This is a genomic window from Prevotella sp. TF12-30 (assembly GCF_003436715.1).
Lineage (GTDB): Bacteria > Bacteroidota > Bacteroidia > Bacteroidales > Bacteroidaceae > Prevotella > Prevotella copri_A.
Genome location: NZ_QSQJ01000016.1, coordinates 14,007 through 30,684, shown reverse-complemented (window position 1 = coordinate 30,684; position 16,678 = coordinate 14,007). Strand labels below are relative to the sequence as shown.

16 protein-coding genes and 2 tRNA genes are annotated in these 16,678 nt (G+C 44.2%); 7 read left to right on the top strand and 11 right to left on the bottom strand.

The window, feature by feature from the left end; all coding sequences use genetic code 11:
• Positions 1-472: 472 nt before the first annotated feature.
• The 6 genes from DXD25_RS07885 to DXD25_RS07860 all read left to right on the top strand — a co-directional run bounded on the left by DXD25_RS07885 (position 473) and on the right by DXD25_RS07860 (position 3,925).
• Entirely contained in the window at positions 473-1,804 is a 1,332-nt protein-coding gene (locus DXD25_RS07885) for a sigma-54-dependent Fis family transcriptional regulator (RefSeq protein WP_117662720.1), read from the top strand.
• Between the two features lie 41 nt (positions 1,805-1,845).
• A complete protein-coding gene (lptE, locus tag DXD25_RS07880; RefSeq protein ID WP_187360457.1) occupies positions 1,846-2,367 on the top strand; it encodes an LptE family protein in 522 nt (173 codons plus the stop codon).
• Positions 2,368-2,401: 34 nt separating this feature from the next.
• The gene (locus tag DXD25_RS07875; RefSeq protein ID WP_117662718.1) at positions 2,402-3,202 is read left to right on the top strand and encodes a tetratricopeptide repeat protein; all 801 of its coding nucleotides are present in this window, start codon (positions 2,402-2,404) and stop codon (positions 3,200-3,202) included.
• Between the two features lie 66 nt (positions 3,203-3,268).
• Complete coding sequence (gene secG, locus DXD25_RS07870; RefSeq protein WP_117662716.1) at positions 3,269-3,664, top strand: preprotein translocase subunit SecG; 396 nt, start codon at positions 3,269-3,271, stop codon at positions 3,662-3,664.
• A 77-nt stretch (positions 3,665-3,741) separates the two neighbouring features.
• A tRNA-His gene (locus DXD25_RS07865) sits at positions 3,742-3,817 on the top strand.
• A 32-nt stretch (positions 3,818-3,849) separates the two neighbouring features.
• Positions 3,850-3,925 (top strand) — tRNA-His (locus DXD25_RS07860).
• Between the two features lie 165 nt (positions 3,926-4,090).
• Here DXD25_RS07860 and DXD25_RS07855 read toward each other — a convergent pair.
• From DXD25_RS07855 to DXD25_RS07830, 6 genes are all read right to left on the bottom strand, one after another.
• Positions 4,091-4,663: an L-threonylcarbamoyladenylate synthase gene (locus tag DXD25_RS07855; RefSeq protein WP_117662714.1), complete on the bottom strand. Its 573-nt coding sequence runs from the start codon at positions 4,661-4,663 to the stop codon at positions 4,091-4,093.
• A gap of 44 nt (positions 4,664-4,707) precedes the next feature.
• Complete coding sequence (gene fmt, locus DXD25_RS07850; protein ID WP_117662784.1) at positions 4,708-5,721, bottom strand: methionyl-tRNA formyltransferase; 1,014 nt, start codon at positions 5,719-5,721, stop codon at positions 4,708-4,710.
• A 20-nt stretch (positions 5,722-5,741) separates the two neighbouring features.
• Positions 5,742-7,547 carry a chloride channel protein gene (locus tag DXD25_RS07845; protein WP_117662782.1) on the bottom strand — a complete coding sequence of 602 codons (1,806 nt, stop codon included), beginning with the start codon at positions 7,545-7,547 and terminating at the stop codon, positions 5,742-5,744.
• A 15-nt stretch (positions 7,548-7,562) separates the two neighbouring features.
• Positions 7,563-9,149, bottom strand: a complete 1,587-nt coding sequence (locus DXD25_RS07840) for a peptide chain release factor 3 (protein ID WP_117662712.1) — start codon at positions 9,147-9,149, stop codon at positions 7,563-7,565.
• A gap of 86 nt (positions 9,150-9,235) precedes the next feature.
• Entirely contained in the window at positions 9,236-9,790 is a 555-nt protein-coding gene (locus DXD25_RS07835; protein WP_117662710.1) for a DUF4924 family protein, read from the bottom strand.
• A 3-nt stretch (positions 9,791-9,793) separates the two neighbouring features.
• Positions 9,794-10,471: a LysE family translocator gene (locus DXD25_RS07830; protein WP_089544242.1), complete on the bottom strand. Its 678-nt coding sequence runs from the start codon at positions 10,469-10,471 to the stop codon at positions 9,794-9,796.
• Between the two features lie 178 nt (positions 10,472-10,649).
• Here DXD25_RS07830 and DXD25_RS07825 point away from each other — a divergent pair, with 178 nt between their 5' ends.
• Positions 10,650-11,627, top strand: a complete 978-nt coding sequence (locus DXD25_RS07825; RefSeq protein ID WP_089544243.1) for an ROK family protein — start codon at positions 10,650-10,652, stop codon at positions 11,625-11,627.
• 150 nt (positions 11,628-11,777) lie between these two features.
• Here the strand turns inward: DXD25_RS07825 and DXD25_RS07820 are convergent, their stop codons facing one another.
• The 5 genes from DXD25_RS07820 to DXD25_RS07800 all read right to left on the bottom strand — a co-directional run bounded on the left by DXD25_RS07820 (position 11,778) and on the right by DXD25_RS07800 (position 16,677).
• On the bottom strand, positions 11,778-12,341 hold the full coding sequence (locus tag DXD25_RS07820; protein ID WP_117662709.1) for an aminodeoxychorismate/anthranilate synthase component II: 564 nt from the start codon (positions 12,339-12,341) through the stop codon (positions 11,778-11,780).
• Between the two features lie 75 nt (positions 12,342-12,416).
• A complete protein-coding gene (locus tag DXD25_RS07815; RefSeq protein WP_117662707.1) occupies positions 12,417-13,898 on the bottom strand; it encodes an anthranilate synthase component I family protein in 1,482 nt (493 codons plus the stop codon).
• Between the two features lie 136 nt (positions 13,899-14,034).
• Entirely contained in the window at positions 14,035-15,234 is a 1,200-nt protein-coding gene (gene trpB / locus DXD25_RS07810) for a tryptophan synthase subunit beta (protein ID WP_117662705.1), read from the bottom strand.
• A gap of 26 nt (positions 15,235-15,260) precedes the next feature.
• Positions 15,261-16,037 (bottom strand): tryptophan synthase subunit alpha, encoded by a 777-nt coding sequence (trpA, locus tag DXD25_RS07805; protein WP_117662703.1) that lies wholly within the window; start codon positions 16,035-16,037, stop codon positions 15,261-15,263.
• Complete coding sequence (locus DXD25_RS07800) at positions 16,030-16,677, bottom strand: phosphoribosylanthranilate isomerase (RefSeq protein ID WP_117662701.1); 648 nt, start codon at positions 16,675-16,677, stop codon at positions 16,030-16,032. Before DXD25_RS07800 ends, trpA begins: the two co-directional genes overlap by 8 nt.
• Position 16,678: the final 1 nt, after the last annotated feature.

The following is a 16,678-nucleotide window of genomic DNA, read 5'->3' as shown; positions in this document are numbered from 1 at the left end:
AGAACGGAAAACAGGGAGCACCTAAGGGTAACGAGCAGAAGGAAGCGCAGAACAATGCTCCAAGAAATAACGAGCAGAAGGAGGCACAGAACAATGCTCCAAGAAATAACGAGCAGAAGGAGGCGCAGAACAATGCTCCAAGAAACAATGAGCAGCAAAACAACAACCAGAAAGCTCAACAGCCAAACAAGCAGAAGGCTGCACAGGCTGCTGCAGCTCTCTCAGCTGTTCTCTCTGCAGTTCAGGCTGGTCAGAAGCCAGCTTCTAAAGAGTAAAAAACAAGGCGAAATTAGCTGCTGGAACTTGTATGTTTCCGGCAGCAATATCAGCCTGATACGTGACTAGAAATTAAGGAAAAAGAGCAGAAAGATAGGCGAAAAAGTTAAAAATCACCTATTTTCTGCTCTCCATAACCTATTTTTGGACGAAAAAAGCAGATAATTCAAAAAAAATATGTAATTTTGGCAGCTAAATGGATAATTCCGAACTTCAAAAGATAAAACAACGATACAATATCGTCGGAAACAGCGACGGATTGAATCGTGCTCTCGATGTTGCCTTACAGGTGGCACCGACAGACCTTTCTGTGCTCATCATCGGAGAAAGCGGAGTGGGTAAGGAAATCATTCCAAGAGTCATCCACGACAATTCTCCACGAAGAAGAGAGAAATACTTCGCCATCAACTGCGGCAGCATCCCAGAGGGAACCATTGACAGCGAACTCTTCGGACACGAAAAGGGTTCCTTCACTGGAGCCATCGGTGAAAGCGAAGGTTACTTCGGAATAGCCAACAAGGGAACCATCTTCCTCGATGAGGTAGGAGAACTCCCTATCCAGACCCAAGCCCGACTGCTTCGTGTGCTGGAAACTGGTGAATATATCCGAGTAGGAGGTACAGAAATCCGAAAGACCAATGTTCGTATCGTAGCTGCCACCAATGTGAATATGCGCAAGGCTGTGAGCGAAGGAAGATTCCGTGAGGATCTCTACTATCGTCTCAATACGATTCCTATCCAGATGCCTCCTTTGCGCGAACGTGGCGGTGACATACTCTTGCTCTTCCGTCTCTTTGCCATGCAAATGGCTGAGAAATACCACTTGCCGAAAATCTCGCTTTCGGAAGATGCCAAGCAACTAATGTTGAAATACAAGTGGCCAGGAAACGTAAGACAGCTCAAGAATATCACAGAGCAGATGTCGGTACTCTCAAAAGAAAGAGAAATCGGACTGGATGCACTTCTCCAATTCATCCCAAAAGATGAGGAGAGTACACAGCTGGCCCCGATTCCCCAACAGAGTGGAGGGCAGCACAGCTATGAAAGCGAACGAGAAATTCTCTATAAGATTCTGTACGAATTGAGAGGAAACGTAAGCGACTTGAGACGCGAAATGAACTCTTTGAGAAAACAACTTGATGAAGCGCGCGGACTGAACGGTGCCCAAGGGTTCTCTCAATCACAACCGATAGACAACAGTATCATACCCGCAAACTATCCAATAGATGTGACACCATCTCGTACGTCGGATATCATACAGTCGCACTCGGACATACTGAACTCTCATCCAGACCTGATACATTCCCGACCAGAAGCTCAGGAAGTAGAGGCAGAGGAAATCAAGGATTTCGACAACGAAGAGATGAGCGAGAACGAATCGCTTAACCTCAGCAAATTGGGCAGGCAGATGATAGAAAAAGCATTGGAGAGAAACAATGGCAATAGAAAAAAAGCAGCCGACGAATTGGGAATCTCCGACCGCACCCTCTATCGAAGAATCAAGAAATACGGGCTCGGAAATGATTAATGACTCATTGCTGGGAAAGACAATAATAAAGAATAAAAAAAATGAAGCACTTACGCGCGTACCTATATATAATAGGCATCATATTGGTAATGGGAGCTACTGCTGCCTGCTCCGTAAGCTACAAGTTTAACGGAGCCAGCATTGACTACACCAAGACCAAGACCATCCAGTTGGCCGACTTCCCTATCCGAAGCTCGTATGTTTGGGGACCAATGGGTCCGATGTTCAACAATGAGCTGAAAGACAAGTTTGCCAGCAACACTCAGCTGCGCCAGGTTTCCCGAAACGGAGATTTGAAGATTGAGGGAGAAATCACCCAATACTCACAGCGTAACAAGTCGGTGAGTGCAGAGGGATATTCTGCACAGACCGAATTGAGCATTACAGTGAACGTCCGCTTCACCAATACCAAAAACCACAACGAGGACTTCGAGCGACAGTTTACCTCCGCCAAGACCTACGATACCACTCAGAGCCTGGCATCAGTGCAGGAAGAGCTGGTTACCCAGATGGTAAAGGATTTGGTTGATCAGATATTCAATGCAACTGTAGCTAACTGGTAAAAAATTCAATGTTCAAAGAAAAAAGCAAAACATCGTGGAATTAAATAGATTAATACAACATCCTGAGGAAATGGACCGAGAGACGCTCTACGACCTACGTGCGCTCTTGGCTCTTTATCCGTACTATCAGACGGCTCGCCTGCTGATGTTGAAAAACCTATACCTGCTCCACGACCCCAGCTTCGATGAAGAACTTCGCCGAGCAGCCATCTATATCTCCGACCGCAAAGTCATCTTCCAGATGATAGAGGCAGCTCACTATCAGCTCAAGCGTACCCAGAATAAGCCACAAGGTATGGGCATTCTTGATGCCAAGAAGAAAGAAGATCGCACCAGCAGCCTCATCGACCACTTCCTCGACTCCATCCCTACCGATGCTGAGGAAAACGAGAAGAAGAAAGAGAAGCGCAAGCCTACTCCAGCCGATGCTGCAGTAGATTACGTATCATATCTGATGGAGACTGAGACAGAACAGAAGATGGAACAACCATCCCGTACAATCAGTCTCATCGATGACTTCATTGAAGAAGGTGGCTTTAATCTGGAGAAAATCAACGGCACAGAGGAATCTGAAACAAAATCTGATACAGGAGCAGATATAGGATCAGATACAGATACAGAAACTGAACCTGCCGAAGCAACTCCCCATAACGAGTCAAGCGATAACGGCGGAATCTTTACAGAAACCCTTGCAAGAATCTACATCAAGCAGGGAAAGTATGAGAGAGCCTATCAGATTATCGATCGCCTGCATAAGCAGCACCCACAAAAGAGTGCCTATTATGTAGATCAACTCAGGTTTCTGGAGAAGCTGATACTGAATGCTAAGAAATAATATGCTCTGCAAAGGGATAAAAAATAAATAAAATAATAATAATAAAACTAGTTTTAAAATTAAAAAATGGCTTACACATTATTTGTAGTATTAATCGTCCTGGTTTCAATCCTGATGGTTCTCATCGTGTTGATCCAGGAGTCAAAGGGAGGTGGATTGGCATCTAACTTCTCTTCAACCAATTCCATCATGGGTGTACGCAAGACTACCGACATCGTAGAAAAGATTACATGGGGTCTCGCAGCTCTTATGGTAGTAATCAGCGTTGCTTGCGCATACGTTGCTCCGCAGGCAACAGGCGAAAATAGCGTTATGGAGGGTGCAACTCAGGAGCAGACTGCTCTTCCTGCCATGCCAGGCGCTAGCAAGGATGCAGCAGCAGGTGCTCAGAAAGCGGCTCCTGCAGCAGGTACAGATGCTCAAAAGGCAGCTCCAGTAGTGCCAAATGGCCCTGCTAAATAAAAAAATAGAAAAAAGGTACGAAAAAATTTGGTGGAATCATTTTTTTTTCGTACCTTTGCACCCGCTTACAAGAAAATGGTGGACGTAGTTCAGTTGGTTAGAGCGTCAGATTGTGGTTCTGAATGTCGTGGGTTCGAGTCCCACCTTCCACCCAACTTTTCCGGATAAGCAAAACATACCAATATGGTGGACGTAGTTCAGTTGGTTAGAGCGTCAGATTGTGGTTCTGAATGTCGTGGGTTCGAGTCCCACCTTCCACCCAGGATAAACCCTGCAAGATTTATTTCTTGCAGGGTTTCTTGTTATATTATCATATTAATTCTTGCTATATGATATATCTACAGTTAAGGTATAGACTACGAAAAAAGCCTGCTAAGAGAAAAAACTCCTAGCAGGCTGTTTATATACAGCAATCAATATAAATGATTATCTGATAACCTTTACCTCGCCGTTCTTAGCTATCTTAACAATACTTGAAGGCTGGTGAGGCTTATGCTCCTGACGACGGGTCCAGCACACGTAATCTACCGCATTCAGAATCTCTTCTGAAATATCACGATAGTTCTGAGCTGCAGGCTCGCCACTTACATTGGCACTTGTACTTACGATAGGCTTCTGGAAACGATAGCAAAGCTGCTTGCTGAACTCCTCGTAAGTAACTCTCATTGCCAAACTACCATCTTCTGCGACAAGATTATTAGCCACACCGTTCGCATCATCCAAGATAATGGTAGTAGGCTTGACAGGCATAGCCGCATCAATGAAATCCCAAGCCACCTGAGGCACATTACGGAAATAACGAGCCATACGATCTGCCGAGTCAATGAGGCAGATAAGCGCCTTAGAATCATCGCGCTTCTTAATCTCATATACTTTCTTCACAGCCTCAGGATTGGTAGCATCACAACCGATTCCCCAAACTGTATCTGTAGGATAGAGAATCACTCCACCCTTACGCATGCATTCTACTGCATTCTTAATATCCTCTTCTCTAGTCATTTTCTTAACTGTTTGAAAATTGAACCCTGAAATTTAAATCTAAATTACCGTAATCCAGCATCAGAATCTGGTGCTTTCTGACATTCGTAGTATGCAATATCCTTCATTCCATTGAGGAAGGCAGAAGCTTCCATACGCTTTTTACCTGCAAGCTGCAACTCATAGATATTGAGCCAATGGTCGATACAAGCTATCTGCAAATGTCCGTCTTCTATTCTGAAACATCCTACAGGTGCCATACCTCGCGAGTCTTCGCTAACTGTAGTCTTGAAAATCTTAAGCACCTGCTCTTTCACAGCATCTTTCTTCTTGATATAGGTCCAGGCACCCGGATATGGTGAGAGACCACGTATGAAATCGTGTACCTGTTTAGCAGGCTTGTGGAAATCAATACAGCAAGTATCCTTGAAAATTTTAGGAGCAGACTTGAGCTCTACACCTTCACCGATGAATTCTTCCTGAGCAATGCTCGAAATATTACCATCTGATGCAATCAGCTGATCGATGGTTTCCAAAGCAATTTCAGCACCTAAATGCATCAATCCATCATATACATACTCTACATTCGCCTCGTCAGGAATAGGGAAACGCTTCTGCATGATAATGCGACCTGTATCTATATCATGATCGAGGAAGAAGGTAGTAACACCCGTCTCTGTCTCACCATTGATAACAGCCCAATTGATAGGAGCTGCACCGCGGTACTGTGGCAACAAGGCAGCGTGAACATTAAAGGTACCAAACTTTGGCATTGCCCATACAACCTCTGGCAACATCCGGAATGCCACCACTACCTGCAAGTCTGCCTGATAACTCTTAAGTTGTTCCAGGAAATCGGGATCCTTCATCTTCACAGGCTGAAGCACTGGCAGTCCATGCTCTACAGCATACAGCTTCACCTGAGAAGGCTGCAAAGTGTCCTGATGTCTGCCCACAGGCTTATCAGGCTGCGTAACCACAGCCACCACATTGTAGCCGCCCTCTACAAGGCGCTTGAGGGATTCCACAGCAAACTCTGGGGTTCCCATAAATATGATTCTTAAATCTTTCTTTGTCATACTGTTCATTATTAATATTATTACTCTGCAGATATATCTGCCACAATGTGTCGATATACTTCATACACCTTGGTACGACTGATATAGCCCTTCAGCACGCCATTAATATCTACTACAGGCAACTGTGCAGCATCAGTCTTATCAAACTTCTGCATCACCTCATCCATTCTCTCATTCTCGCTAATTACGGCAGAAGGCTGCAACATAAGCTGTTTTACCTTGAAATGCTTATAGAGTTCGGTTCGGAATATGATATGACGAATCTTAGTAATATCGATAACTCCCAGCAAGACACCCGCTTCATCGAGCACAGGCAAGAAGTTATTATTACTTCGACTAATCTCGCTCACCAGTTTTTCCATCGGCAAATCTTCCTTGATTGGATGATAATCCTTCTCAACCAAGCTCTGCATACTCATCAGAGTGAGCGCTGCACGATCAATATGATGCGTGAGAAGTTTGCCCTCTCTAGCCAAACGCAAGGCATAGATACTATGGCTCTCAAAGATACTGATGGTAAGGAGCGAAGATATGCACACAATCATAAGTGGCATAAAAAGCTGATAACCACCTGTAAGTTCGGCGATAAGGAAAATACCGGTAAGTGGAGCATGCATCACGCCCGTTATCAGTCCTGCCATTCCCATCAAGGTGAAATTCTGCTCGGGTACATAAACACCTACCTCGTAAACATTCCAGAGTCTGGCAAAGAAGAAACCTGCAAATCCACCGATGATAAGAGAAGGAGCAAAGGTTCCACCACATCCTCCACTACCATTGGTAGCCGAAGTGGCAAAAACCTTGGTAAAGGTCACCAAGCCGATATAGAGAATCAACAGATTCTGATGACCTGAAAAAAGAGAACGGTTCATCACCTGCCCCCACTCTGCCTCATTCTGTCCCTTAAGAAGCACATTTACTGCCGAATATCCCTCTCCATAAAGAGAAGGAAGAAGGAAAATGAGCGAACTGAGAATGAGTCCACCAAAAACCAACTTACAATAAGGATGATTCTTCATCTTGGCAAAAAGCCCCTCACACCATGACATCGTGCGCATAAAGTAAAGACTCATCAAACCACAGAAGATACCCAACAGGATACATGCTGGCGTACGATTCAACTCCCATGGATTGGTAAGAGTAAAATCGAAAAGCGAACTGTCACCCATAAAGATATAGGTAAAACAGGTAGCAGTGACACAACTGATAAGGATTGGCAGAAGTGAAGCCATACTAAGATCAACCATCAGTACCTCGAGGGTGAAGACAAGTCCTGCAATTGGAGCCTTGAAGACTCCTGCAATAGCAGCACTGGCTCCACAGCCCACCAGCAGAATCATGGTCTTCTTATCCATACGGAAAATCTGTCCCAGATTAGAACCGATAGCAGAACCGGTAAGCACAATAGGTGCCTCAGCTCCAACAGATCCACCGAAACCAATGGTAATACCAGAAGCTACCACCGAAGACCAGCAGTTATGTCCTTTTAGTCGGGAGTTCTTGGTCGAGATGGCGTAAAGCACACGGGTAATACCATGCGAAATATTGTCCCTCACCACATACTTGATAAAAAGTGAGGTAAGATAAATACCAATGATAGGGAAAAGCAGGAAGAGCAGATTATAACTGCTCTGCTGGAACCCGGAAGTAAGCAGCAACTGTATTTCATGCACGATACCATGCAGGAAGAAACCTGCTACAGAAGCGAGCAAACCTATCACAAAAGCAAGGATAAGGGTCATCTGGCGGTCGGAAATATGTTCCTTCTGCCAAACAACGAATCTTTCTATCCTGCCTTGTTTGTATTCTGATAACTCTTCATCCATCATTCTTTTGTTATTTTAGAATTCCGATGTAAAGTGGAATTTGATATGTTCGAAGTCTTGCTGAGCCATACTCAACACATAGCCAGAATCGGCGAGGAACACATCGCGTCCCTCAATATCCTTTGCCATATACTGATACTTACGCTTCTTGAAGTTCTCCAATTCCTTCTCATCGTCAGCCTCAATCCAACATGCCTTATGCAAATGAACAGGCTCCCAACGGCACTTGGCATTGTACTCGTTCTCCAAGCGATACTGGATAACCTCGAACTGCAACTGACCGACGGTACCCACGATGCGACGACCATTGAACTGGTTGATGAACAACTGTGCCACACCCTCGTTCATCAACTGCTCCAAACCCTTCTGGAACTGCTTGCTCTTCATTGGGTCATCGTTCTCGATGTACTTGAAGAGAAGTGGAGAGAACGATGGCAATCCACGGAAGTGAATCTTCTCGCCCTCAGTCAGAGTATCACCAATCTTGAAGATGCCGTTGTCTGGCAAACCAACGATATCGCCAGGATAGGCCTCATCGATTGTACTCTTACGCTGCGCCATAAACTGGGTAGGTGAAGAGAAACGTACGGTCTTGTCGAGACGTACATGGTAGTAAGGCTGGTTGCGCACAAACTTACCAGAACAAATCTTGCAGAATGCAATACATGAACGGTGGTTAGGGTCGATATTTGCAGTAATCTTGAAGATAAAACCAGTAAACTTAGGCTCCTCCGGTTCCACCATACGCTCCTCTGCCTTGGTAGGCTTTGGTGATGGAGCAATCTGCACGAAGCAATCCAAAAGTTCCTGCACACCGAAGTTGTTCAAGGCAGAACCAAAGAATACCGGTGCCACTTCTGCTGAACGATAGGTCTCCACATCGAACTCTGGATAAACACCATCCACCAACTCCAGTTCTTCGCGCAACTGATTTGCCTCTCGCTCACCTACTCGCTCATCAAGTTCCTTAGACTGAATATCTACCTCAACCTTCTCAGTAACACGCTGTTTATTAGGTGTAAAAAGATTGAGCTGATGCTCATAAATATTGTAAACTCCCTTGAAGCGAGCCCCCTGACCGATAGGCCAAGACAAAGGGCGAACTGAAATTTTCAACTCTTCCTCCAACTCATCAAGAACATCGAATGGGTCACGACCCTCACGGTCCATCTTATTGATAAAGATGATAACAGGAGTATTGCGCATACGGCACACCTCCATCAACTTACGGGTCTGCGCCTCAACACCCTTAGCCGAATCGACTACGATGATAGCAGAGTCCACCGCGGTGAGAGTACGATAAGTATCCTCACAGAAATCCTGGTGACCCGGAGTATCAAGAATGTTTACCTTATAAGGCTCGCCACTCTGACCAGCAGGCAGATAATCGAACTCCATCACAGAAGTTGATACGGAAATACCACGCTGCTTCTCAATATCCATCCAGTCGGAAGTTGCTGTCTTACGAATCTTATTGTTTTTAACGGCACCAGCCACCTGAATCTGTCCACCGAAGAGCAGGAACTTCTCGGTCAATGTTGTCTTACCAGCATCAGGGTGCGAAATGATGGCAAACGTTCTTCTTCTTTCAATCTCTTTCATCAATAATATATATTATAATATGTATATCCTAAAAAAAAATAAATACTACTCTCTAATTACTAAAAAACACTTGTTACGCCAGCAGATTACATATCGTCATCTTCAAACTTCAAGCCTTCAGTACGATCCTTGATATAATAATCACTGAGCAATCCTACGAAGATTGAGATTTCCTTGATAGCTTTCTCGGTTTCAGGGGTAATCTCCTTCTTTTGCAATCTGAGCATCATTACTCCGTAAAGTGCATCAAGACAGGTCTCAACCTCATTAATATCCTTATCACCACGGTTTCGCAACTCTACAATAAAAGGCAACACCTTGTAATACTCAGCATTGTAAATAGGGAACTTCGAACTCTGAAGGAGTCTGCCGTGCAGATCGATGACATCCTGCAATAACACTCTATTAATATCAAGATGCCCACTCTCACGCTTACCTTCTTCATTCATCATACGAATAAGATTTCCAAACCAATCGAGTTCCTCGTCTTTCTGCTCAGGAGTGAAATCGAACCGTTCGATATAGTTTTTCTTAATCACCGGCAGCGAGCATCCGTAGGCACGGATGATATCCTCTATCTGCCACATATATAAAAGGTATTCTGCAATACTTTCTTTTCTTAATTTCTGTGCTACAAACATAACTTAAAATTCTGGTAAATGATAAAGATTAAACATCGTTCCAAAAAGAGCGATGATCGAGAAAATAATCACGATACTTCCTATCACTTTATTGATGATAAGGATTCCATTAGTATCAAACTTACCTCTGATCTTATCGACGAGCCAAGTGAGTCCAAACCACCACAACAAGGCACCAAACATAATACTCAGATATCCCACTCCCATTTCTATCGGCATATCCGGAACCACAAAGGCAAACTGTGCAAAGGTAGCCATGAAGAGAAATACGATGAGCGGATTACTCAAGGTAACCAGGAAAGCCGTTATTCCATTATGCCATAAAGTACCCTGCTTATTGCTCGACTTGTGCATATTCTTCATCGGATCACTCTTGAAACAATAGATTCCGAACACCAGCAGCAATACACTACCGAAAATCTGCAGGTAGAACTTGTTCTGCGCATTATTCACAAAGTCCATCACGAAACTCATACCTAGACCCGTGAAGAGTGCATATACGATATCACTGCACGCAGCACCAATGCCCGTGACGAACCCAAACCAGCGTCCCTTGTTGAGCGTACGCTGAATACAAAGAATGCCTACAGGCCCCATAGGGGCAGAGGCAATCACTCCGATGATAATTCCTTTGAATATAAAGTCAAGGATGTTTATCTCTATTGGAAATGCTAAACTCATTTTTCGTACATTATTCTATAACAGCGGGCAAAGTTACAAAAAAAAGGGCACATTTGCAATATTTTTGCCCAAAACTTCTAAAATTATACTTTTTTATACAAGAAAAAGTTGATATTTTCAAAAGGATTCATTATCTTTGCAGCATAAATAAACAATTCTAACTAATTAAAAAAGTAACATGACTGAAAATACATTAAAACCGTACGTTATTGGTTTAGACCTCGGCGGTACTAATTCTGTGTTCGGAATCGTTGATGCTCGTGGCGAAATCAAGGCAACAACAGCTATCAAAACTGGTGGTTATGATAAGGTAGATGACTATGTAAAGGCATCTGTAGAGGCACTCCAGCCAATCATCGAGACCGTAGGCGGTATCGAAAAGATCAAGGCAATGGGTATTGGTGCTCCTAATGGAAACTTCTATACGGGTGCTATCGAGTTTGCTCCAAACTTGGCTTGGGCTCACGATGGCGTTGTACCTTTGGCTGATATGTTCAGCAAAGCTCTCGGTATTCCTGTAGCTCTTACTAACGATGCCAACGCAGCTGCACTTGGAGAAATGACCTATGGTGCTGCTCGTGGAATGAAGAACTTCATTGATATTACCCTCGGTACAGGTGTAGGTTCTGGTATTGTCATCAATGGTCAGATGCTCTATGGAAGCGATGGTTTCGCAGGTGAGTTAGGTCATGTTATCATGGTTCCAGGCGAGGCTGGTCGTGTTTGCGGCTGCGGTAGAAGAGGCTGTTTGGAGACATATTGCTCTGCTACAGGTGTAGCTCGCACCGCACGTGAGTTCCTGGAAACAAGCGATGAGCCTTCTTTGCTCCGCGAGATGGATCCAGAGAAGATTACCTCTTACGATGTCAGCGTTGCTGCCAGCAAGGGTGATGCTTTGGCCAAGCGCATCTACGACTTCACTGGCAAGATGCTGGGTGAAGCTTGCGCTAACTTCGCAGCATTCTCAGCTCCTGAGGCATTCGTATTCTTCGGTGGTCTCACCAAGGCAGGTGACCTCTTGATGAAGCCTTTGAAGGAAGCTTACGACAAGAACGTGCTCAAGATTTACAAGGGCAAGGCTAAGTTCCTTGTTTCTACTCTTGATGGCAGTTCTGCAGCTGTACTTGGTGCAAGTGCTGTAGCTTGGGATTTATAATATTTGATTATATGTTCTCTTATTAGAGTTCATTATATAAAAAGTAAAAAAGAGTTTGGTGTCCTTCAGGACATCAAACTCTTTTTTTTTAACAATCATCGCAACATCACACATTTCAAGATGCAAAGAAAAAGCTTTAGCCCCAAAGGACTAAAGCTCTAACCAATTCTGAATCATCTTTTTCCCATCAGGTGTCAGCACACTTTCAGGATGAAACTGAATGCCTCGAATATCATAATTCTTATGCTTGAGACCCATGATCTGACCATCATCACTTACAGCCGTAATATCCAGGCAATCAGGAAAACCACTTTTATCTACTACCCAGGAATGATATCTGCCAATCTCGATACGCTTAGGCAATCCTTCAAAAATAGGATCGTTACCAAACTGAGTACAAGGTGTAGCTACTCCATGATAAACCTCAGAGAGATTGGTTAGTTTAGCACCAAAAGCCTCACCAATAGCCTGATGACCTAGACAAACTCCCAGCATCGGTTTTCTGCCTGCATATTTCCTGATCACATCCATCAGAAGTCCAGCCTCCGAAGGAATACCTGGTCCTGGGCTCAATATGATCTTGTCGAAACGGTCAAGCTCCGACAACTGAAACTGATCGTTACGGAACACCGTCACTTCAGCATCCAACTCCTTTACCAAATGGGCAAGATTATAGGTAAAAGAGTCGTAGTTATCTATGATTACTATTTTCATCTTATTAATGTTTAGAGTTTAATGTTTACTTGAAGCACATGAATTCTTCACTCTTCGTTCTTCATTTTTCACTACCTAAAGCTTCTCAGCAATATGAATTGCCTTAGTCAAAGCTCCTAGTTTATTATTACACTCTTCCAACTCATACTGGTCGTTGCTCTTCGCCACAACTCCACTTCCAGCCTGGAACCAGAGTTCGCCATTACGGCTGATAAAGGTACGAATTACAATAGCCTGATTCAAATCGCCGTTCAGTCCTATGAATCCGATACATCCACCATAAGCACCACGATTGTGAGGCTCCAATTCAGAGATAATCTGCATCGCTCTCACCTTAGGCGCACCACTCAAGGTACCAGCAGGGAAAGTATCAATGAATTCCTTAATATGGTCAGCATTCTGATCCAATGTTCCGCTCACACGGCTCACCAGATGAATCACGTGACTGTAAAATTGCATATCCTTATAGAAATCCACCTTCACATTATGGCAGTTACGGCTCAAATCATTTCGTGCCAAATCCACAAGCATGACATGTTCTGCATTCTCCTTTGGGTCATTACGGAGGAATTCTGCAGCCTTTCTATCCTGTTCCATATCACCCGTTCGGCGGGTCGTTCCTGCAATAGGATCAATGAAAGCCTTCTCTCCTACAATACGATTATGAGTTTCAGGTGAAGAACCGAAGATACGGAAGCCACCAAAATCGAAATAGAAGAGATAAGGTGATGGATTGATGCTACGCAAGGCACGGTAGAGCTTGAAGTCATCCCCCTCGTAACGCTGCACAAATCTTCGGCTCACCACAATCTGGAACACATCGCCACGCATACAATGCTGGATACACTTGCGAATATTCGCCTTGTGCTCCTCATCAGTAAGAGTAGAGGTTGTTTCGCCTACCGGATGGAAATCATAAGGCTTCACATTTGCCTTGTTCACCGCCTTCATCAATGCATCCAACTCAGCATTGCCGATAGCCCTATTTGCCTCAAAAGCCTGATCATCATCAGCGGTTTCCTCTTCGCCATACCGTTCGCTCAAAGCGATAAGTTGCATCGTATTATTGAAATGATCGAACACGATGATGTCCTTATACATAATATAATAGATATCCGGCGCATCATTCTTTGCCATCGTGGTATCCTTTACAGGGATATTCTCGAAGTAGCGTACTGCATTAAAGGTCGTGAATCCATAAAGTCCACAGAAATTCTTTCCCTCTCCCTCTACATGGAAACTCTGGATGAACTCATTGAAAGCTTTCGAAATGGCGAGCTTACAATCTTCTCCCTTTCCTTCGCCAAAAGCTGGAAGTTGCTGTTTTTCAACACTGCCATCAGGATAAGTCTTGATAACCTCTCCATGACTCACGGCAATGCTAGCCAATGGATGTACACCTATAAAGGAACGGGAATTCTCAGAACCATGGTAGTCGCTACTCTCCATCAGAGCCGACTGGGGGTAAATATCTCTCAATCGCATATAAACTCCCACAGGCGTATAGAGGTCGGCGAGAATCGTGCGAGTTACTGTCGTATAATTAAACTTAGCCATTTTTTCTTATTGATTGAACTTTAACTAATTACACCCACACGCCCTGAAAGGGCTGAAGCTCCTAGCCCATGGTAACACCCTGGGTAGTAATGAGTGTAAGCCTGTCGCCCTGAAAGGGCAAAAGCTTTAAAATACTTTAGAAATTTCCATATTCTCCAGCCATTTCCTTATGGCTCAAATAGGTTTCTACATCCTTGTCACCACGACCAGAAACGGTCAATACTACCACGTCATCCTTCTTGAACTTCATTTTTTTCAAGGCAGCCACAGCGTGAGCACTTTCAATGGCAGGTATGATGCCCTCCATACGAGTCAGTTCGTAACCGGCATAGATAGCCTCATCATCCTTGATGGCAAGTACATGACTTCTGCCTCTTGTTGCCAAGTCTGCATGCATAGGTCCAATACCCGGATAATCCAAACCGGCACTGATGGTAAAGGCTTCCTCAATCTGTCCATCCTCTGTCTGCATCACAAGCGTACGGGCACCGTGAATGATTCCCTCTGTACCACAATGCATGGTTGCAGCCGTGTAATTGGTATCAATACCATGACCGGCAGCCTCAGCCAGATAGATCTGAACCCGTTCATCATCGATATAATGATAGATGGTGCCTGCAGCATTGCTACCGCCACCAACACAAGCGATGAGGTAATCAGGATAATCGCGACCAATCTTCTCTTCCAACTGCCATTTCAGCTCCTCACTGATTACGCTCTGCATCTTAGCCACAATATCAGGATAAGGATGAGGTCCCATCGTGGAACCTACGATATAGAAAGTATCTTGTGGATGACAGCACCAGTCGCGGATAGCCTCTGAGCATGCATCACTCAAAGTCATATTGCCCGTACGGACAGGATTCACCTTGGCACCCAGCATCTTCATACGTTCCACATTGGTATGCTGGCGCTCCACATCGGTAGCACCCATAAAGATTTCACACTTCATATCCATCAAGGCACAGACGGTGGCAGTTGCAACACCATGCTGTCCGGCACCGGTTTCGGCGATGATACGCGTTTTACCCATCTTCTTTGCCATCAGAATCTGACCGATGGTATTGTTAATCTTGTGCGCACCGGTATGATTCAGATCCTCACGCTTCAGATAGAGTTGGCATCCATACTTTTCGCTCATTCTCTTCGCAAAGTAAAGAGGTGAAGGGCGGCCAACATAATCCTTCAGGAGCGCATAATACTCTTTTTTGAACTCCTCGCTCTCTATGATAGGCTTATAAGCCTCCTGAAGCTCAGTTACACACTTATATAAAATCTCAGGAACATAAGCTCCTCCGAATTTTCCAAAAAATCCTTTATCGTCAACTTGATACATCTTTCCTATAAAATTAAAAGGTTGAATTATTTTTTCAATGCTTCGAAAAGCAGGTCGAGTGCCTGGTCTGGATTGCCTACTTCATTGAGTAATGTCACAAACTTACTACCAATGATGGCACCAGCTGCGTTATCCAGTGCACTCGTAAGAGTCTGCTTGTTACTGATTCCGAAACCAATCATACGAGGATTACGGAGATTCATCCCATTGATATGATTGAAATAAGCCAACTTAGCATCGCCGAAGCTACTTTGGGCGCCCGTAATGCTGGCAGAGCTGACCATATAGATAAAGCCGTCAGTATGTTCGTCGATGAATCGGATACGCTCCTCACTTGTCTCTGGGGTAATCATCATGATAACGCGGATATCATATTTGTCAGCAATAGGCTTTACCACTTTCAGATAATCATCAAATGGAAGATCAGGAATGATAGTTCCACTCACACCACTTTCTACACAACTCTGGAAGAATTCCTCAATTCCGTAGTGCATGATAGGATTCAGATAGCCCATCAGCACGAGTGGCAACTGCACTTCATTCTTGATAGCCTTCAACTGAGCGAAGAGCTTCTTTACGGTCATTCCATTCTTCAAAGCCTTAGTACCAGCACTTTGAATGACAGGTCCATCTGCCAGAGGATCACTGAACGGGATTCCTACCTCTATCATATTTATTCCCTTGCGCTCCATCGCCTTAATCACATCACCCGTTCCTTCGAGGGTTGGGCAACCTGCGCAGAAATACAAGCTCAAAAGCTTGCGGTCTTTATTGTTTGCAAACAATGCATTTATCTTATTCATAATACTCTTTTTTTATCTCTTTGTTTTCTATATTTTCAAGAAATGTATTCAACTTCTCCACATCCTTTAAGCCCGGCTTCAACTCGAATTTCGAATTCAGATCGATTCCGATGCACTTTGGATGATGGAAGTTCCTGACTCTCTCTACATCCTCCGGCCCTATTCCACCACTCAAGATGAATGGAACATCACCATCGTAATTCTCCAAAACCTGCCAATCAAACTGCTGACCACTTCCACCCACCGTTTTACACTTGGTATCGAAAAGGAAGTAATCAACAGCGCCAACGTATTCCTTATATTTCTGGATATCCCCGGCTGTGGAAACGCTGATAGCCTTGATAACTTTCAACAAGCCATTCTGCTTATGAAGCAGTTCACAGAGTTCGCGGCTCTCATTTCCATGCAACTGCACGGCATTCAAATCAAACAGATGAATCTTATCAGAAATCAATCCAGCAGATTCATTGACAAAGACACCCACTCTGCAAACATTCTTATCTGCAGCCGTTCGATCCACAGATTGAGAAGCGAATCTCGGTGACTTTGGGTAGAAGATGAATCCCATCATATCCACCCCTAGCTGAGCCACCTTTTCTATATTCTCAGGCTCACGCATTCCACAAACCTTTACTAACATC

Bases quoted from the DNA above. Each gene is read 5' to 3' on its own strand.
- DXD25_RS07885 (WP_117662720.1), top strand. From the start codon at position 473: ATGGATAATTCCGAACTTCAAAAGATAAAACAACGATACAATATCGTC.
- lptE (WP_187360457.1), top strand. From the start codon at position 1,846: ATGAAGCACTTACGCGCGTACCTATATATAATAGGCATCATATTGGTA.
- secG (WP_117662716.1), top strand. From the start codon at position 3,269: ATGGCTTACACATTATTTGTAGTATTAATCGTCCTGGTTTCAATCCTG.
- DXD25_RS07855 (WP_117662714.1), bottom strand. From the start codon at position 4,663: ATGACTAGAGAAGAGGATATTAAGAATGCAGTAGAATGCATGCGTAAG.
- fmt (WP_117662784.1), bottom strand. From the start codon at position 5,721: ATGACAAAGAAAGATTTAAGAATCATATTTATGGGAACCCCAGAGTTT.
- DXD25_RS07845 (WP_117662782.1), bottom strand. From the start codon at position 7,547: ATGGATGAAGAGTTATCAGAATACAAACAAGGCAGGATAGAAAGATTC.
- DXD25_RS07840 (WP_117662712.1), bottom strand. From the start codon at position 9,149: ATGAAAGAGATTGAAAGAAGAAGAACGTTTGCCATCATTTCGCACCCT.
- DXD25_RS07835 (WP_117662710.1), bottom strand. From the start codon at position 9,790: ATGTTTGTAGCACAGAAATTAAGAAAAGAAAGTATTGCAGAATACCTT.
- DXD25_RS07830 (WP_089544242.1), bottom strand. From the start codon at position 10,471: ATGAGTTTAGCATTTCCAATAGAGATAAACATCCTTGACTTTATATTC.
- DXD25_RS07825 (WP_089544243.1), top strand. From the start codon at position 10,650: ATGACTGAAAATACATTAAAACCGTACGTTATTGGTTTAGACCTCGGC.
- DXD25_RS07820 (WP_117662709.1), bottom strand. From the start codon at position 12,341: ATGAAAATAGTAATCATAGATAACTACGACTCTTTTACCTATAATCTT.
- DXD25_RS07815 (WP_117662707.1), bottom strand. From the start codon at position 13,898: ATGGCTAAGTTTAATTATACGACAGTAACTCGCACGATTCTCGCCGAC.
- trpB (WP_117662705.1), bottom strand. From the start codon at position 15,234: ATGTATCAAGTTGACGATAAAGGATTTTTTGGAAAATTCGGAGGAGCT.
- trpA (WP_117662703.1), bottom strand. From the start codon at position 16,037: ATGAATAAGATAAATGCATTGTTTGCAAACAATAAAGACCGCAAGCTT.
- DXD25_RS07800 (WP_117662701.1), bottom strand. From the start codon at position 16,677: ATGTTAGTAAAGGTTTGTGGAATGCGTGAGCCTGAGAATATAGAAAAG.